We start from the raw sequence: 15,166 nt of genomic DNA, 5'->3' as shown, positions 1-15,166 counted from the left end.
TGGAATCACTGCGTGCCGAACCAGCGGTGCAGTGCCTCGGTGAGGCCCGCGCCGGGTCCGGCCCACGCGACGTAACCGTCCGGGCGGAGCAAGACCGCGCCGTGGCCCTCGGGCGTGGCGGGGACGGTGTCCACCCGGTCTTCCCAGCCGGTCAGTTCGACGCCGAGAAGCACGCCGCGGCCGGGGATGAGCAGTTCGGCGACCGTGCGGCCGTCGGTGAGCGCGACGTCCGGCATGCGGCTGCCGACGAGCGGGTGCTCGCTGTCGCCGTAGCGGATGTCGAATCCGCTGACCATGCCCGCGAGATGGCGTGCGACGTCGGGGATCGCGATCAGCTCGGCCATGACCGAGCGCAGCGGGTCGACCTCTTCGCCGTTGAGGAAGAGCATGCCCTGGGCCAGTGTGTTGCGCAGGACGCGCGCGCCGACGGGATGGCGTTCCGCGTGGTAGCTGTCGAGCAGGCCGTCCGGCGCGTGGCCGTTGACGGTCGCGGCGAGTTTCCAGCCGAGGTTCGCCGCGTCCTGCACGCCGAGGCTGAGCCCCTGCCCGCCCGCGGGCAGGTGGATGTGCGCGGCGTCGCCGGCGAGCAGCACCCGGCCTCGGCGGTACTCGGTGACCTGCCTGGTCGCGTCGGTGAACGCGCTGACCCAGCGCACGTCCGCGCCGTGCAGGCTTTCCCCGGTGAGCTTCTCCCACCAGTCGGCGACCTCGTCGAAGGTCACCACGCGGTCGGTGTGCGGGACACCGCGCGGGCAGACGATGATCCGGTCGACGCCGTCGCCCAGCGGCGCCGACATGACCATGCCCTCGGGCACCCGCTCGCCGATGAACCGCGGCCGGATGTTCCGGCCCGCCACGTCGGCCAGGTACATCTCCCTGGTGGCGTCGGTGCCGGGGAAGTCGAACCCGGCGAGCCGCCGGACGGCGCTGCGGCCGCCGTCACAGCCGACCAGGTAGGCCGCGCGCAGTTCCGAGCGGCCGTCCGGGCCGTCGACCAGCGCGAACACCCGCTCTTCGGTGTCATGCAGGCCGACCAGTTCGTGGCCGCGCAGCACGGTCGCGCCGAGTTCGGTGACCCATTCTTCGAGCACCTTCTCGATCCGGTGCTGCGGGATGCCGCGTGCGCCGAAATGCGCGCCTTCGAGCACGCCGTAGTCCATTGGGATACCCCCGAAATGGCCCTGCCTGCTGGTTTCCACCGTGCCGAAGCGGCTGAGCAGGCCACGCTGGGCGAACACCTCGGTCGCCCGCGCGGTGAAACCGAGCCCGCGTGACTCGCCGGTGGGCGTGGCGCGGCGTTCCAGCACGACGACGTCCACGCCCGCCAGGCGCAGTTCGCCCGCGAGCATCAGCCCGACGGGCCCGGCGCCGACGACGACAACGGTCTTGTCCATGGCTACCCCTTCGACTTCAGCCGACCGGCCGCGGCAGGCGGTCGCGCTGGGTGGTGCGGTTGATGCGGATCGCCCGCGCGATGTCGCCGAAGGTCCGCTTCAGCACGCCCGCCTTGAAGGACGTGCTGGGCTTGAACCGCGGGCTGAGATGCTCGAAATCGCACTTCTCCATTTCTTCGAGGCGCATCTCGTTGGCCGCCAGCTCCCAGTCGACGAAGGTCCGCGAGGTGCGATGGAGCTTGCCAGGCCAGGCGCGGCCCTGCTCGAGGTGTTCCCTGGCGATCTTGGCCTCGAAGGCCATCAGCGCGCGCAGCGCCGGGCTGATCCGGCCGGTGCCCAGCTGGGTTTCGACGGTCTCGCGGTCGAGGTCGAACCGCGCGAGGTGGTCCAGCGGCAGGTAGAGGCGGCCGACGTTGAGGTCCTCGCGCAGGTCCCACATGAAGTCGATCAGCTGGAACGAGGTCGTCGCGTGGCGGCAGGCCTCGTCCGCGTCGGCGCCGATCGCGCCGAGCATCGGGTTCGCCCAGTAGGCGGGCATCAGCGTCACGGTGTCGATGAACGACTCGAGGTCTTCGGCGGTCTGGTATTCCGTGGTCAGCAACGCGGTCCGCTGGGCTTCGAGCCAGGCGGGCACCTCGTCGAGCGGGAGTTCCCAGGTGCGCATGAGATGCACGAAAGCGCGGGCGAGCGCCGCGTCGGACTCCTCGTCCCGTGAGGACGGTTTGCCGGGCAGCTCGTCCTTGAGCGCGGCCGAGAAGAGGGTTTCCCATTCGTCGAGGCGTTTCGCGCGGACCTCGATGCTGTGGTCACGGACGTCGACGATGTCGTCGAGGTAGGTGATGAAGGCGAAGAAGACCTCGAAGTAGGGGCGCTTCTCCACCGGGAACATGAAGCGGATCTGGGTGCCCGATCCCCTGGCCTTCGCCTGGGCTTCGAGCAGCCCGCTGCAGTGCAGGTACGCCTGGCGCAGCTCCGGCCCGTGTATCCCGGCCGCCTGTAGTTCGCGTTCGTTCATTTCAGCTTCTTTCCAAGCGGCGGAGCGCGTTCGCGGCGAACAACGTGGTGAGCACGCGTGATCCGAAGTAGACGGGGAATCTGCCGAGCTTGTAGTAGGGCGCCGCCGGCCAGGAGCCGTCGGCCTCCTGGCTTTCGATCAGCAGTTTCCGGCGCTGTCGCTGGCCTTCTTCGAGCCCGATGTTGTCGGCGGCGATGGCGCGCAACGCCACGTCGAGCACCCAGGAGTCGTCTTCCCGCGCGATGATCGCCTCGGCGAGCGGCTTTTCGAGTGCTTGCCGCAGATCGTCGAAGCGTTCCGCCAAGCGGGAAACGACCTGGAGGAACGCGTCGGGACTCGGGTAGTAGCGGCTTCCGGCCAGGTACGCGCCGGATTCGAGGTGCTCGGACACGTACTTTCCCGTCGCCGCGATCACGTCGTCGCCTTCGCTCATGCCGCGACGCCGCGCTTCTTTGAGCACGCACAAGGCGTTGGCCGCGGCGACCGGGTCGAACTTGCGGCCACGACCGCCGTTCGGCCAGTACACCATCACCACGCCGTCCGAGGCCGCGCTCAGCAGCTCCTCGGCGAACCGGACGAGTTCGGCGTCGGAGATGAGGTTGGTGTCGTGCAGTGCCTGCGCGGCCACGGCGGTGCAGTCGGTGTCGGCGGGGAACACGGTGCCGTCGACGAACAGCCGGACCCGGTGCCCGGTCGTGCCCTGGCCGATCGACCGTCCGAAGTGCTCGACGAGTTCGCGTTCTTCCCAAGGCAGCAACGGAAGGCCGAGTATCGGCGCGGACAGATCGTCGGTCAGGTCGAAGCCGATGTCGGCGCCGAATTCGGCTTCGATCACCGCGCGCGCGTCGGCCAGTGCGACGGTGTCGGTGAAGGAAGGGTCGAAGGCGATCCGCGAGAGCATCCCGTTAGGACTGTCCACAGCGGACTCGATGAACGCCAGTGCGTGGTCGGCCGCCTGCCGTGGCACGGTGGCGGCCTCGGGCGGGTGCATTCAGTCCTCTTCCGGGCCGCGCTGGCCGACCGGCGAGATCTGCTGCCCGACCACGTCCATGCCCGCGTCGATGGTGATGATCTGGCCGGTGGCCGCGGCGAACTTGAGGTCGGCGATCTGCGCGATGGCGTAGCCCAGGTCGGACGGCTCCATCTGCCTGCCGAACAGCGACCGCTCGGCCAGGTATTGCTGCAGCTCCGGCGTGTTCACCTTGGCGCTCGCCTCGGTGCGGACCGAGCCGGGCGCCACGGTGTTGACCGTGATGCCGAACAGGCCCGCGTGCCCGGCGACGTGGCGGCTGAAGGTGTTGAGCGCGGCCTTCGCGGTGGACTGCGCGACACTGCCCGCCGCCGAGTCGGCGTCGATGCTCGACACGTACACGATCCGGCCGGTGCGGCGGGTCCGCATGATCTTGAGCGTCTGCTGCGTCAGGAAGAACGCGGCCGTCAGCTCGCCGGTGACCTTGGCGGCGAAGGTCTCCCAGGTCAGGGTGTCGAGCTGCTCGAACGGCGGGTGCACGGTGTTGGCGTTGCAGACCAGCACGTCGATGCGGCCGTGCTCGGCCTTGACCTGCTCGACGAGCCGGACGACCTGCTCCTCGTCGCAGACGTCGGCCTGGATGTCCTGCGCGGAGCCGCCGTCGGTCTCGATCGCCTTGACGACCTCCTTGGCGGCGGCGCTGTTGCTCAGGTAGTTGACGATGACGTGGTAGCCGCGGGCGGCCAGCTCACGGGCGGTCGCGGCGCCGATCCCCCGGCTGGAACCGCTGACCAGTGCGACCATCTTCGCTTCGGGCATGTCTTCCTCCAGTTCAGAGCGGGTCGCCGGGCAGCACGTCGAGATCGGTCGTGTAGACGACCGGGCGCGGCTTGACGTGCAGGTCGGGGTCGTCGAGCATGCGTTTGATCGAGGCACGCCACTGCGGGTTCACCCTGGCGGCGTCGAGCGCCTTGCCGGACTCCCACTCCGCGACGTTGATGAACCGCGACTCGGCGTCGTCGTGCACCGCGCGGAACATGCGGGCCCGGAGGAAACCGTCCTGCACGGCCATGATCCTGGCGTTGTCCTTCCAGCGCTCCAGGAACAGCGCGGACTCCTCGGGTGGCACGGTGAAGACGTTGATCAAGGTGACCGCCTGGTCCACTTTGGATTCGGTCAGGTCGACATTCAGGGTCATTCGGACATCCCGATCGGATTCAGGGCAGCACGAAGACAGGGGTGCTGCCGGAGTGGTTTCTCAGCTGGCCGCTTGGGCTTCGTCGAGCTGGCCGAGGCGCAGGCCGACGCCGTGCACGGTCAGCACGAGCGACCGGCGGCGCAGCTTCTTGCGCAGGCTGTTGACGTGCGTGTCGATGGTCCGGTTCGACTGGGCCCACGCGTCGCCCCAGACGAAGTACATGATCTCGCGCCTGGTGAACACCCGCTCCGGCTCGGACGCGAGCAGCCTGATCAGGTCGAACTCCTTGCGCGTCAAGACGACGAGCCTGCCGTCGACATACACCTCACGCGCCAGCGGATCGATCACCAGCGGCCCGCGTTCGAGCTTCGCCGCCGCTGTCCGGCCTGCTCGCAGCACCTCGTCGACCCGTGCCAGGAACTCGCTGTCCGGATACGGTTTGACCAGGCAGGAGTCGGCTTCCTCGCACAGCCCGAGCACCCGGTCCCGGTCCGCGTCGCGCCGGGTGGTGCCGATGATCGGCGCCCGGCTCTTCGCCCTGATCCGCCGCCACAGCTCGAAACCGTCCACAGTGGAGATGTCGAGCACCACCAGATCGGCCATCGGCGCCTTGACCACGGCCGATGGCGCGTCGGCTGCCGCGCAGACGTCGAACCCTCGGCCACGCAGCGCGTGCACTGTCCGTAGCGACTCGACCGGGTCGCTTTCGGACACCAAAATTCGTACCATTCGTTCCCCCAGGAACAATTAGGCAACTACCCCAGTTGGTGACAGATCACCCCGCGATGCCACGCACACCGGTCAGGCGCGCGGTCCCCACCGCGCGTACCCGTGCCGGTTCCATCCCCAGCTGTGCGTGCCACGCTCGTGGCCACCAGATGACTTGAGCATAGGTCGGTTTCCCCGACCGTGCAAACAACCGGCGCGAATCTTTTGACCGGTCCCGCAATTGTCAAATATTTCTCAGGTTATCGGTTCTGGCGGAACACTTCAGGCAGTTCGGCCGTTCCACCCACCCACACCGGCACGAACTCCAGCCGTCGCATCCGCCAGCCGCCGGCCAGCCGCACGACCTCGGCGTCGTAATACCCGCCAAGGCAGAAGTACGTGGTCGGATCGGCGGCCCGGTGCACGTGGGTGGCGGTCAGCTGCGCCCGCACCGAAGCCGTGTCACCCGTGACGGCGATGTCCACCCCGCCTGCCACGTGATGCGTCCGCTCGAAGCGGCGCCTGCCTTCCGCGTGAAACTCCGCCAGCCCGGCGAACCCGACGAATTCCCCGAGCGGGAACTTCACCCACGCGTCTTCGGTGAAGACCGTGTCATACCAGTCATCGTGCCGATAACGGTCCATATTGATCAGGTAACGGTCCGTGAGCTCGCGGATGGCCAGGCGATCGCCCACGGTCAGATCATTTTCGAGCAGATCCATTTTTCAGCCTCTTCGATAGGGCTCAAGCCCCGATAGTCATTACCCCAGTAAATGACGTGAATCGAATAACCGCGGCCATCATGCTGGCCCCCACTGTCATTTCACTGTCACGCCGCCCGGCGGCCCTTACCTGCCCAGGAACCCCGACGGGTTGCGTTTCATGATCAGTACATTCCGCCAAGATTTGACATTTGCCACCCCATTTCCGTGCGACACTCACCCCCATTTACCCACCGAGTCCGCCCGCACACCCACCGAATCCAAACCCCGCCCCCGGCGTCCCGACTCCCCAGGCCCGCGTCCCGTCCCGCCAGGCACGCGTGCCGTCCCTTCAGGTACGGGATCCGGCCCAGCCCCTGCCTACGGACGGGCACGGCCCTCACCCAAGGCGAACCACCCACCGGAGCGGGCGAGCCCCGGAGCAAGGGGTCGTGAGTGTTTTCGCCGGTTAGAACCGGCCGTACCACTCACGACCCCACGCTCAAGCCCCCGGCCGGTGCTGCACGGCGGTGGCCGATGCGACACGGCGGGGTGCCCTAGGTGCGGGCGGGATGGCCGGGTGCGGCGGGGCGAGGTGGCCGGGATCCGGGCGGGATGGCCGGGGTGCGACGCGGCCGGGGTGCGCGGGCGAGGTGAGGGGCTCGGCGCGGGGGTACGAGTCCGGGCGGGGTCGCTGTCGGCGGCGACCCCGCCCGGGGTGTTGCGTCACCGAACCCAACTGCGATCAGGTCGGAGGCACTGTAGAAGAGCCCGGTTTCCGGCCCCAGATACATTGAGCGTCGAAGACGGGGTCCGAACTGGGGAGAGCGTGCTCGCGCAGCTCCCTTCAGCGGCCGCGTCGTGGACACTTGGGCCCGGTAAGCTCCGCTAGTTCAAGATCTTTTCGGGGCTGCCGGTGGAAGGGGTGCTGACCCATCGAGCGCGACTCAGCCGGGAAGCGTGGCCCGGCGGGATGGCTGGTCTTCACGATCGGGGTGGCCGAGCTGCTCGGCGCCGCCGGGCTGTGGATCGCCAGCGAGCTCGGCTGGACCGTCGCTTTCGGATCGTTCGTCGTCACCGATGGGGTGCTGGGCCTGGCGTTCCTCGGGTGCGGGCTGCTGCTGGCGTCGCAGCGGCCGCGTAACCCGATCGGCTGGCTGATATTGGCGGGCGGGTTCGCGCACGCGACGACCGCGGTGGCCGTCTCGGCGCTCGCGTACGGGGTGGGCGCGGGATGGTCGGTCCCGCTGTTGCGGTCATTGGACACTCTCGCGCACTGTTCGTGGCCTTGGGCGCTGGGTGTCTGCATCCCGTTGGCGTTGCTGCTGTTCCCCGACGGCGAGCTGCCGGGCCGGGCTTGGCGGAAGGTGACCGTCGCGACGGCGGTCTACGGTGTCCTGTTTGTCGCGTGGACCGCGACGGACACCGGCACCTACCCGGTCAGCGCGGGCTCCGGGTACTCGGCGGTGCACGCGTTCGCGCCGCTGCTGCCGTTGCGGGGCAAGATCGAGCTGGTCAGCATCGTGCTGTTGCTGCTGCCCGGACTGATCGCCATGGTCAAGCGATACCAGCACGGTGACGAGAAGCTGCGGCGCCAGATGCTGTGGCTGATCCTGGCGGTCGCCGGATTCGTGCCGTGGAGCCTGTTCGGGGTCGCGGCGGACGCGGTGCAGCTGCTGGTCGTGCTGCAGCCGATCGCCATCACGGTCGCCATCCTGCGCTACCAGCTGCTCGACATCCGGCTCGTCATCTCCCGCGCGCTGCTCTACCTGGTGCTGTCGGCGGCGATCATCTGCGTGCACGCCGGCGCGGTGCTGCTGCTCGGGCTGCTGCTGCACCAGGAGTTCGGCTGGGGCAGCGCGGCCGTGGTGACCGTCGGCGTCGCGGTGGTGTTCAATCCGGCAAGGGTCTGGCTGCAGCAGATCATCGACCGCTGGGTCTACGGGATCCGTGACGATCCCGTCCGCGCGCTCAACCGCTTCGGCACCAGGCTCGGCGCCGAGACCGACTCGCTCGAAGGCCTGCTCGCCACCATCCGCGACGCGCTGCGCCTGCCGTACGCCGCGTTCGTGCTCGACGGTAGGGAGGCCGCCACGTCCGGGCGCGCGTTCACGGCGAAGGAGGTCGTGCCGCTGACCGGGTCCGGCGACACCGAACTCGTGCTCGGCGTCCGGCCGGGGCAGGAACGGCTCGACCCCGAAGACGCGCGGGTGCTCGAACTGCTCGCGGTGCCGCTCGGGATCGCGTTCCGCGCGACCGTCCTGTCCTCGCAGCTGCAGGCCGCCCGTGAACGCCTGGTCTCCGCCCGCGAGGAGGAACGCCGTCGGCTGCGCAACGACCTGCACGACGGCCTCGGCCCGACACTGGCCGCGGTCTCGCTCGGTCTGCCCATCGCCCGCAAGTGGATCGAGCAGGACCCGAACGCGGCCGGTGAGCTGATCGACGAGCTCGGTGAGGAGCTCAAGGGTGCGATCGCCGAGGTGCGCCGGGTCGCTTCGAACCTGCGGCCGTCCGCGCTCGACGAACTCGACCTCATCGCGGCCATCCGCGAGCACACCGACATGCTCAGCAGCAGGCTCGACGCCGACGAGGTCCGGATCAGCTTCGACGCGCCGTCCCCGCTGGCCGACCTGCCCGCCGCGGTCGAGGTGGCCGCGTACCGGATCGTCTGCGAGGCGCTCGCCAACGTCATGCGGCACGCGCACGCCCGGCACTGCCAGGTCGAGATCACCCGCGACGACGACCTCGTGCTGACCGTGACCGATGACGGCATCGGCCTGCCCGACCGCCCGTCACACGGCGTCGGCATCGACTCGATGCGCCGGCGCGCGACCGAACTCGGCGGCGACTGCACCGTCAGGCGCCTGGCCGAAGGCGGCACCCGCGTCCACGCCCGGCTGCCGTTGCGGATCCCGGTCGACGTGGCCTGACCCGGGCTACACGGCACACCAGCCAGGGTCGCGGCCGGACAGCCCGATCAGCCGGTCGACCTCGGAGGCACCCTCGGCGACGGGCACCGCCGGACCGAACGCGTCACCGACCTTGCGCTCGTCGGCCGACGGCGCGAGGAATTCGGCGCAGACGGCCACCTCCGCGGCGCTCGGCTCGTACGGCAGGTCGGCCGCGCGCGCGACGTCCCAGCCGTGGATCACCAGTTCGTCGAGCGCGATGATGCCCGCGATCTCGCCGGGCAGGTCGAAGCTGCCTGCCGTGGTCATCCCCTGCCAGGCCGATTCGGCCCGCCACGCGGCGGCCAGCGCGGAGAGCCTGCCGTCGATGCGCTCGCGCCAGTCGGCGCCGAGCCGGGATCCGTCACCCAGCGGAGGTTCCGCGTCCGCGGGCAGCTTCTCCTTGGTGGCGGCGAAGGTGAACGCCAGCGTCAGCCCGTCGATGTGGTCGATCAGGTCGCCGAGTGTGTAGTCCGGGCACGGCGTCGGCAGGCCGAGCTGGTCGTCTTTGACGCCTGCCAGCAACTCCGCCATGCGCTGGGCCGTCGGCCCGAGGTCGATCATCGTCCCTCCCCTGTCTGGATCAGTCCGGCCATCGTGGCACGCCACACCGACAGTTCGGCGTGCTTCGCGCCGGAGCCACCCGGATGGGAAGATGTCCGCATGAAGCGTGAGCTCAAGCTGACCGGCGAGGCCGAGGCGGACCAGCTCTTGTCCGAAGACCCCTTCGCACTGCTGGTCGGCATGCTGCTGGATCAGCAGATCGCGATGGAGATCGCGTTCATCGGGCCGAGGAAGATCGCCGACCGGATGGACGGCTTCAGCATCACCAAGATCGCTGAGACCGACGTCGAGACGTTCGTCGAACTCTGCGTCACTCCCCCGGCGATCCACCGCTACGGCGGCTCGATGGCGCGCCGCGTGCACGCGCTCGCCGAGCACATCGTCGAGAACTACGACGGCGACACCGAGGCCATCTGGACCTCCGGGCGGCCGAAGCCGGACGGCCCCGAGGTGCTCAAGCGGCTGAAGGCACTGCCCGGTTTCGGCGAGCAGAAGGCGAAGATCTTCCTTGCCCTGCTGGGAAAGCAGCGCGGCGTGCTGCCGAAGGGCTGGCGTGAGGCGGCGGGCGCGTACGGCGACCGCGGTTCGCGCCGTTCGATCGCCGACGTCACCAGCAAGGAGACTCTCGCCGAGGTCCGCGCGTTCAAGAAGGCCGCGAAAGCCGCCGCGAAAACCGGTTAGCCGGCGCGGCTCGGCACGGCCGGCCTGGAAGGATGTCCGCCATGGGGTCGGACTGGTCATGGACGTTGACGCTGCCTGGCGGGACTTCGAGTTCGGCGACGGTCGAACGGCTGCTGGCGCTGGCGGGCACGTTCGGCCTGTCACCACACCGGCCGGACGGTGAGATCAACGGCTTCGGCAATGCCCCAGGGCGCGAGGGTGAGCACCGCGTGCTGGCCAGGGACCAGCTGATCCAAGGCCTCGCCACGGGTACCTGGAGCACCAACCTCTGGCTTCGGTCCGAAGTGGACATTTGGCTGTCGGTCAAGCCCGGCGACTGGGATTCCGTGACGCTGTCGCTGAATTCGGCCCATTGCCGGCGCGAACCGGGTGAGTGGGCCCGGCCCTTCCGGGACCTGCACCGGCTGCTCACCGAACTGTGGGTGGCCGTCGCGGCCGCGACCGGCGCGGTGTTCGGCCGGGTCGAGGACGAGTGGTCGCTGGAGCAGATCTGGTCCGACCTGCCCGCTCCGCACGCGGGTCTCGTCCCGCCGCCGCCAGGTTCCTGGCCGGATTGGCTGAGCTGGTCGACCTACTTCGACGCCGACCGCTACCGGCGCCTGCCGCCCTTGCCCGCGAAGCTCGGCGCGGGCGTCCGCCGGACGCACGACGACGGGGCGGTGATCGTGTTGCTGGACGACCCGGCCGCGGTCGATCCGCTGCGGTTCGCCCGGCTGCATCATGACTACCGGCGTGCCGCGGATTCTTGATCGGATATCTTGCGGGAGTGGACATCCAGGTGGTGGAGGGGACGCTGGTCGAAGTCCCGACAGTCGCGGCAGACGGCATGGACCGGCGCGCGTTCGGGGAATTCAGGGTGGGCCGGACCTGAGCGCCGAGCAGTCGCGCGCTCATGAGGACCTGCCGTTCGTCTGGTGGGTCACCGACCAGGTCATGGAGCGCGATCGGCGGGCCGGGTGGATGCGGCATTGGCTGCTGGGGACCATGTGCGTCCAGACCCGCGAGGTCTTCGAACTCCACGAACCCATCCCCGAAAGCCCGTAGACCACTCACGTTCGATGAAGTGAGGCCGGGATAAAGCCCGCTAAACTCCGCTACCGCTAGGTCTTGATCGGGTCCGGCGGCCAGTCAGCCACGGTGGATCCGCTCGAGTCCGTCGAGGATCAGGTCGAGCCCGAACTCGAATTCGTCGCCGTAGTCGTAGCCCGGTTGCAGCACGTGCTCGACGGTCAGTTCGGTCAGATGCGGATGCTCCCCGGCCGCGAAACGCGCCTGGATCGCCTGCGCGACTTGAGCCGCTTCTTCCTCGCCCCGGAACGGCAAAGCGGCTTCCTGCAAGGCGAAACCGTAGATGTAGCTGTCCATCGCCGAGAACGCGTGTGCCGCCAGCGGGATCGAGAAACCCGCGCCGCGCAGGGTGCCGAGGATGGCGTCGTGATGGCGCAGCGTCGCGGTGCCGGGGGTGCTGCGGGAGTCCATCAGCGCGGTCGCCCACGGGTGGCGGGCGAGTACGGCCCGTGCCGAGATCGCCCGGTCGCGCATGGCCGTCTTCCAGTCGTACTCGGGGTCGGGCAGCTCGATCTCGGCGAAGACGGCGTCGACCATGCCGTCGAGCAGGTCGACCTTGCTGGCCACGTGGTTGTACAGCGACATCGCCTCGACACCCAGCTCGACGCCGAGTTTGCGCATGGTGAGCGACTCGATGCCGCTCGCGTCGGCGAGCGTGATCGCGGTGCGCAGGACCCGCTCCCTGGTCAGCTTGGTGCGCGGTTCGCCCATCGACACCTCCTCGTTGACAACCTTACAGCGTAAGCGTACTACTTACACCATAAGCTTACAACGTAAGGGAGACGCTCGTGGAGACGAAGCAGCAGGTCAAGACCATGCGCGCGATCGTGCAAGACACCTATGGCGAAGCCGAGGACGTGCTGAGACTCAAGCAGGTCCCGCTGCCGAGACCGGCCGACGGCGAGGTTCTGGTGCGCGTGCACGCGGCCGGCGTCGACCGCGGCGCCTGGCACCTCATGGCGGGTCTCCCCTATCCGGTGCGCCTTGCGGGCTACGGCCTCCGCAAGCCCAAGACCCAGGTACGCGGCCGGGAATTCGCCGGGCGGATCGAAGCGCTCGGCGCGGGCGTGACCGGCTTCGAGGTCGGTGACGCCGTCTACGGCGTCGGCGAGGGCTGCTTCGCCGAATACGCGCACGCCAGCGCCGCCAAGATCGCGCCCAAGCCGAAGAACCTCACCTTCGAGGAGGCCGCGGCCGTGCCCATCTCCGCCATGACAGCACTGCAAGGCCTCCGTGACAGCGGCCAGGTGAAACGCGCACAGCACGTGCTGGTCATCGGCGCCTCCGGCGGGGTCGGCACGTTCGCCGTGCAGATCGCCAAGGCGTTCGGCGCCGAGGTCACCGGCGTCTGCAGCACGGCGAAGACGGGCCTGGCCTGGTCGATCGGGGCCGATCACGTCATCGACTACACGCGCGACGACATCACCGGCACGCGATACGACGTCATCCTCGACATCGGCGGGCACCGCTCGCTCACGCACCTGCGGCGCGCGCTCCGTCCACATGGGACGCTCGTCATCGTCGGCAGCGAGACCGGCGGGCGCTGGCTCGGCGGGTTCGACCGGTCGCTGCGCGCGCCGATGCTGTCCGCGTTCGTCGACCAGAAGCTCCGCGCGCTGATGAACTCCGAGAATTCCGCGGATCTGCTCGCGCTCACCGAGTTGATCGAGACGGGCGCGGTGGCGCCGGTGATCGACCAGGTCTATGCGCTCGACGAGACCCCGGCGGCCATCGAGCGCATGCAGGCGGGACGGGTCAAAGGCAAGCTCGTCATCAGCGTGAAAACCGACGCCTGACCTCGACGCGACCGACGACCGCCGCACCAGCCGCGACCAGCAGCCAGCCGGTCACGGCCGCACCCAGCACCGCGACCATGCCCATGATCATCAAGCTGCCGGCCAAAACCACCACTCCGACGACGAAGCCGGGCACTTTGATCATGCGCTGAACGCGGGGCGGCGCCTGCCAGACCACGACACCGGCGGCCAGCGCCGCCATGACCCAGCCGGTCAGCGCGCCACTCGGCGTGGCCATCACGCCGAGCAGCGCGAACACCGGGACGAGCACCGTCGCGAGGACACGGGTGACCACGGCGCACCTCCCGATGAGTGAGAAGGAGGCCGATGAGTCTAGTCCCGCGACAGCGCGTTCAGCACACCTCTCGATTGCCGATTTCGGCGCTGGGCGAGGACAGCAGCGCGCTCCCCAGCTCGGTCACCGAGTGCAGTGCCGCGCCGCTGCGCCGTTCGGTCCCGATGACACCGGCCTCCCGCAGCACCGTCGCGTGCTGGCTGGCGCCGGCGGCCGAGATGCCGAGCGCCTTCGCGAGGTCGTTGGTGCTGATCAGCGTCGCCGCGCCGATCGCGCACAGCACCGAAGCCCTGGTGCGGCCGAGCAGGTTCTCCAGCGACCGCGTGACGATCGGCGCCTCCCAGCCGAACGACCGGCCGACCGGGTACGCCAGCACCGGCGGCAGGCTCGGGTCGAGCAGTGTCACCGGGGTCCGCCAGCAGAAGAAGGACGGCACCAGCGTCAGCCCGCGCCCTTCGAGGTGCATTTCCTGTTCGACCGGGTAGTCGACCTCGAGCACCGGCGAACGCCAGCGAATCCCGGGGTTCAACGTCGACAGCAGCCGCTCGACACCACCGCCCAGCAGCGCGCGGCCACGGGCGGCCGCGTCACCGCCGATCGCGTTCTTGATCGACGCCCAGTGCGGGGCGAGCGCACCGTCGAAGTACCGCCGCATCGCGGTCCCGAGCTGGCGCAACGCCGGCGGCCGCGCCTCGGCGAGGTCGGAGTTCCACGATGACAGCGGACGCGCTTGGGCGAGCAGCGCGGTCTCCTCGCGCAGGCGGTCCTTCGGGGTCTCGAGTATCGCGTCGATGCCGGATTCGATGTCGGTGAAACCGGCGCCGGGGGTCAGGAAGTCGGCCGAGTACCCGATCGGCGGGGCGAGGGTCGCCAGCATGCCCGAAGATCTGTCCAAACCCGCTCTCGTCTCCCGCTGCCAGTGGCTGAACAGCGGGTTCACCGCCCGGTCCTGCAGCAGGTGCAGGCTCAGCATGGTCTCCCAGAGTGGGTCGGGCGCGTCCAGCACCCGGATCCGGGTCAGGTCCTGCCCGGTGAAGTGGATCTTCAGCATCGGCCCCCCAGAGGTCGCTGTGACCACAGGGTGCCGGACGGTAATGCCAAGTCGCTGGCACGGCGCTGTCAAAATCAACAACGGGCTCGCCACACGACAGAATCCGCAGTTGGTTAAGGTCGTCGCGACGCGATCCGGGGAGGAAGCAGCGCGGTGCGCAAGATCATCCTGCAGATGTCGGTGTCCGTCGACGGGTTTTTCGAGGGCGCCCGCCGCGAGCTGGACTGGCACCACGTCGACGACGACCTGCACCGCCACTTCAACACCGAGCTCGGCGCGATGGGCGCGTTCCTGGACGGCCGCCGCACCTACGAGCTGATGGCGGCCTACTGGCCCACCGCGGACCGGGACCCCTCGGCGACCGAGCCGGTCGCCGAGTTCGCCCGGATCTGGCGGAAGATGCCCAAGATCGTCTTCTCCCGCACGCTGCACCGCGCCGACTGGAACACGACCGTCGCCCGCGAGGTCGTCGTCGACGACATCATGGACCTCAAGTCCCGCCCAGGCGGCGACCTCGCGCTCGGCGGCGCCGACCTCGCGGCGACCTTCCGCGAACTCGGCCTGATCGACGAATACCGGATCTACGTGCACCCGGTCGTGCTCGGACAGGGAAAACCCCTGTTCAGCGGCCACCGCCTCGACCTCGACCTCGTCGAAACCCGGCCGTTCTCGAATGGCGTGGTCCTGCTCCGCTACCAAAGGCCGGGATAAAGCGGGCTTTACTCCCCGATGTTTAGCGGGCTTTATCCCCGGGAGTAAAGCCCGCTTTATCCCGGC

At 69.1% G+C, this 15,166-nt stretch carries 16 protein-coding genes; 5 read left to right on the top strand and 11 right to left on the bottom strand.

The genetic code is table 11. The features are described from left to right. Positions 1-5: 5 nt before the first annotated feature. The 7 genes from AB5J62_RS19770 to AB5J62_RS19740 form a co-directional block, all read right to left on the bottom strand. Positions 6-1,394, bottom strand: coding sequence for an FAD-dependent monooxygenase (locus tag AB5J62_RS19770; RefSeq protein WP_370949740.1), 1,389 nt, complete (start codon positions 1,392-1,394; stop codon positions 6-8). A 16-nt stretch (positions 1,395-1,410) separates the two neighbouring features. After that, the gene (locus AB5J62_RS19765; RefSeq protein WP_370949739.1) at positions 1,411-2,409 is read right to left on the bottom strand and encodes a phytoene/squalene synthase family protein; all 999 of its coding nucleotides are present in this window, start codon (positions 2,407-2,409) and stop codon (positions 1,411-1,413) included. A gap of 1 nt (position 2,410) precedes the next feature. After that, positions 2,411-3,400 (bottom strand): hypothetical protein, encoded by a 990-nt coding sequence (locus tag AB5J62_RS19760; protein ID WP_370949738.1) that lies wholly within the window; start codon positions 3,398-3,400, stop codon positions 2,411-2,413. Beyond that, positions 3,401-4,198: an SDR family oxidoreductase gene (locus AB5J62_RS19755; RefSeq protein WP_370949737.1), complete on the bottom strand. Its 798-nt coding sequence runs from the start codon at positions 4,196-4,198 to the stop codon at positions 3,401-3,403. A gap of 13 nt (positions 4,199-4,211) precedes the next feature. Continuing rightward, on the bottom strand, positions 4,212-4,577 hold the full coding sequence (locus AB5J62_RS19750; protein WP_370949736.1) for an antibiotic biosynthesis monooxygenase: 366 nt from the start codon (positions 4,575-4,577) through the stop codon (positions 4,212-4,214). 60 nt (positions 4,578-4,637) lie between these two features. Beyond that, positions 4,638-5,306, bottom strand: coding sequence for a response regulator transcription factor (locus tag AB5J62_RS19745; protein ID WP_370949735.1), 669 nt, complete (start codon positions 5,304-5,306; stop codon positions 4,638-4,640). Positions 5,307-5,545: 239 nt separating this feature from the next. Beyond that, positions 5,546-6,007 carry a nuclear transport factor 2 family protein gene (locus AB5J62_RS19740; RefSeq protein ID WP_370949734.1) on the bottom strand — a complete coding sequence of 154 codons (462 nt, stop codon included), beginning with the start codon at positions 6,005-6,007 and terminating at the stop codon, positions 5,546-5,548. Between the two features lie 974 nt (positions 6,008-6,981). On the opposite strand from AB5J62_RS19740, the gene AB5J62_RS19735 reads away from it, so the two are divergent. Then, positions 6,982-8,916 (top strand): sensor histidine kinase, encoded by a 1,935-nt coding sequence (locus AB5J62_RS19735; protein WP_370949733.1) that lies wholly within the window; start codon positions 6,982-6,984, stop codon positions 8,914-8,916. 6 nt (positions 8,917-8,922) lie between these two features. On the opposite strand, the gene AB5J62_RS19730 is transcribed toward AB5J62_RS19735, so the two are convergent. Continuing rightward, a complete protein-coding gene (locus AB5J62_RS19730) occupies positions 8,923-9,498 on the bottom strand; it encodes a TIGR03086 family metal-binding protein (RefSeq protein WP_370949732.1) in 576 nt (191 codons plus the stop codon). Between the two features lie 99 nt (positions 9,499-9,597). On the opposite strand from AB5J62_RS19730, the gene AB5J62_RS19725 reads away from it, so the two are divergent. Further along, the gene (locus AB5J62_RS19725) at positions 9,598-10,179 is read left to right on the top strand and encodes an HhH-GPD-type base excision DNA repair protein (RefSeq protein ID WP_370949731.1); all 582 of its coding nucleotides are present in this window, start codon (positions 9,598-9,600) and stop codon (positions 10,177-10,179) included. Between the two features lie 41 nt (positions 10,180-10,220). Beyond that, positions 10,221-10,928: a hypothetical protein gene (locus AB5J62_RS19720; protein ID WP_370949730.1), complete on the top strand. Its 708-nt coding sequence runs from the start codon at positions 10,221-10,223 to the stop codon at positions 10,926-10,928. A gap of 379 nt (positions 10,929-11,307) precedes the next feature. Here the strand turns inward: AB5J62_RS19720 and AB5J62_RS19715 are convergent, their stop codons facing one another. Continuing rightward, positions 11,308-11,958 carry a TetR/AcrR family transcriptional regulator C-terminal domain-containing protein gene (locus tag AB5J62_RS19715; RefSeq protein ID WP_370949728.1) on the bottom strand — a complete coding sequence of 217 codons (651 nt, stop codon included), beginning with the start codon at positions 11,956-11,958 and terminating at the stop codon, positions 11,308-11,310. A gap of 104 nt (positions 11,959-12,062) precedes the next feature. On the opposite strand from AB5J62_RS19715, the gene AB5J62_RS19710 reads away from it, so the two are divergent. After that, positions 12,063-13,043, top strand: a complete 981-nt coding sequence (locus AB5J62_RS19710; RefSeq protein ID WP_370950300.1) for an NAD(P)-dependent alcohol dehydrogenase — start codon at positions 12,063-12,065, stop codon at positions 13,041-13,043. On the opposite strand, the gene AB5J62_RS19705 is transcribed toward AB5J62_RS19710, so the two are convergent. Both AB5J62_RS19705 and AB5J62_RS19700 read right to left on the bottom strand, forming a co-directional pair. After that, positions 13,021-13,338: a hypothetical protein gene (locus AB5J62_RS19705; RefSeq protein ID WP_370949727.1), complete on the bottom strand. Its 318-nt coding sequence runs from the start codon at positions 13,336-13,338 to the stop codon at positions 13,021-13,023. The two genes, AB5J62_RS19710 and AB5J62_RS19705, sit on opposite strands and share 23 nt — an antisense overlap. A gap of 58 nt (positions 13,339-13,396) precedes the next feature. Beyond that, positions 13,397-14,389, bottom strand: a complete 993-nt coding sequence (locus AB5J62_RS19700; protein WP_370949726.1) for a transcriptional regulator — start codon at positions 14,387-14,389, stop codon at positions 13,397-13,399. 153 nt (positions 14,390-14,542) lie between these two features. Between AB5J62_RS19700 and AB5J62_RS19695 the strand changes: the two genes are divergently transcribed. Next, positions 14,543-15,100, top strand: coding sequence for a dihydrofolate reductase family protein (locus tag AB5J62_RS19695; RefSeq protein ID WP_370949725.1), 558 nt, complete (start codon positions 14,543-14,545; stop codon positions 15,098-15,100). Positions 15,101-15,166: the final 66 nt, after the last annotated feature.

It is taken from the genome of Amycolatopsis sp. cg5, assembly GCF_041346955.1.
Lineage (GTDB): Bacteria > Actinomycetota > Actinomycetes > Mycobacteriales > Pseudonocardiaceae > Amycolatopsis.
The sequence above is the reverse complement of the archived record's forward strand: the minus strand, read 5'-3'. Positions and strand labels throughout refer to the sequence as shown.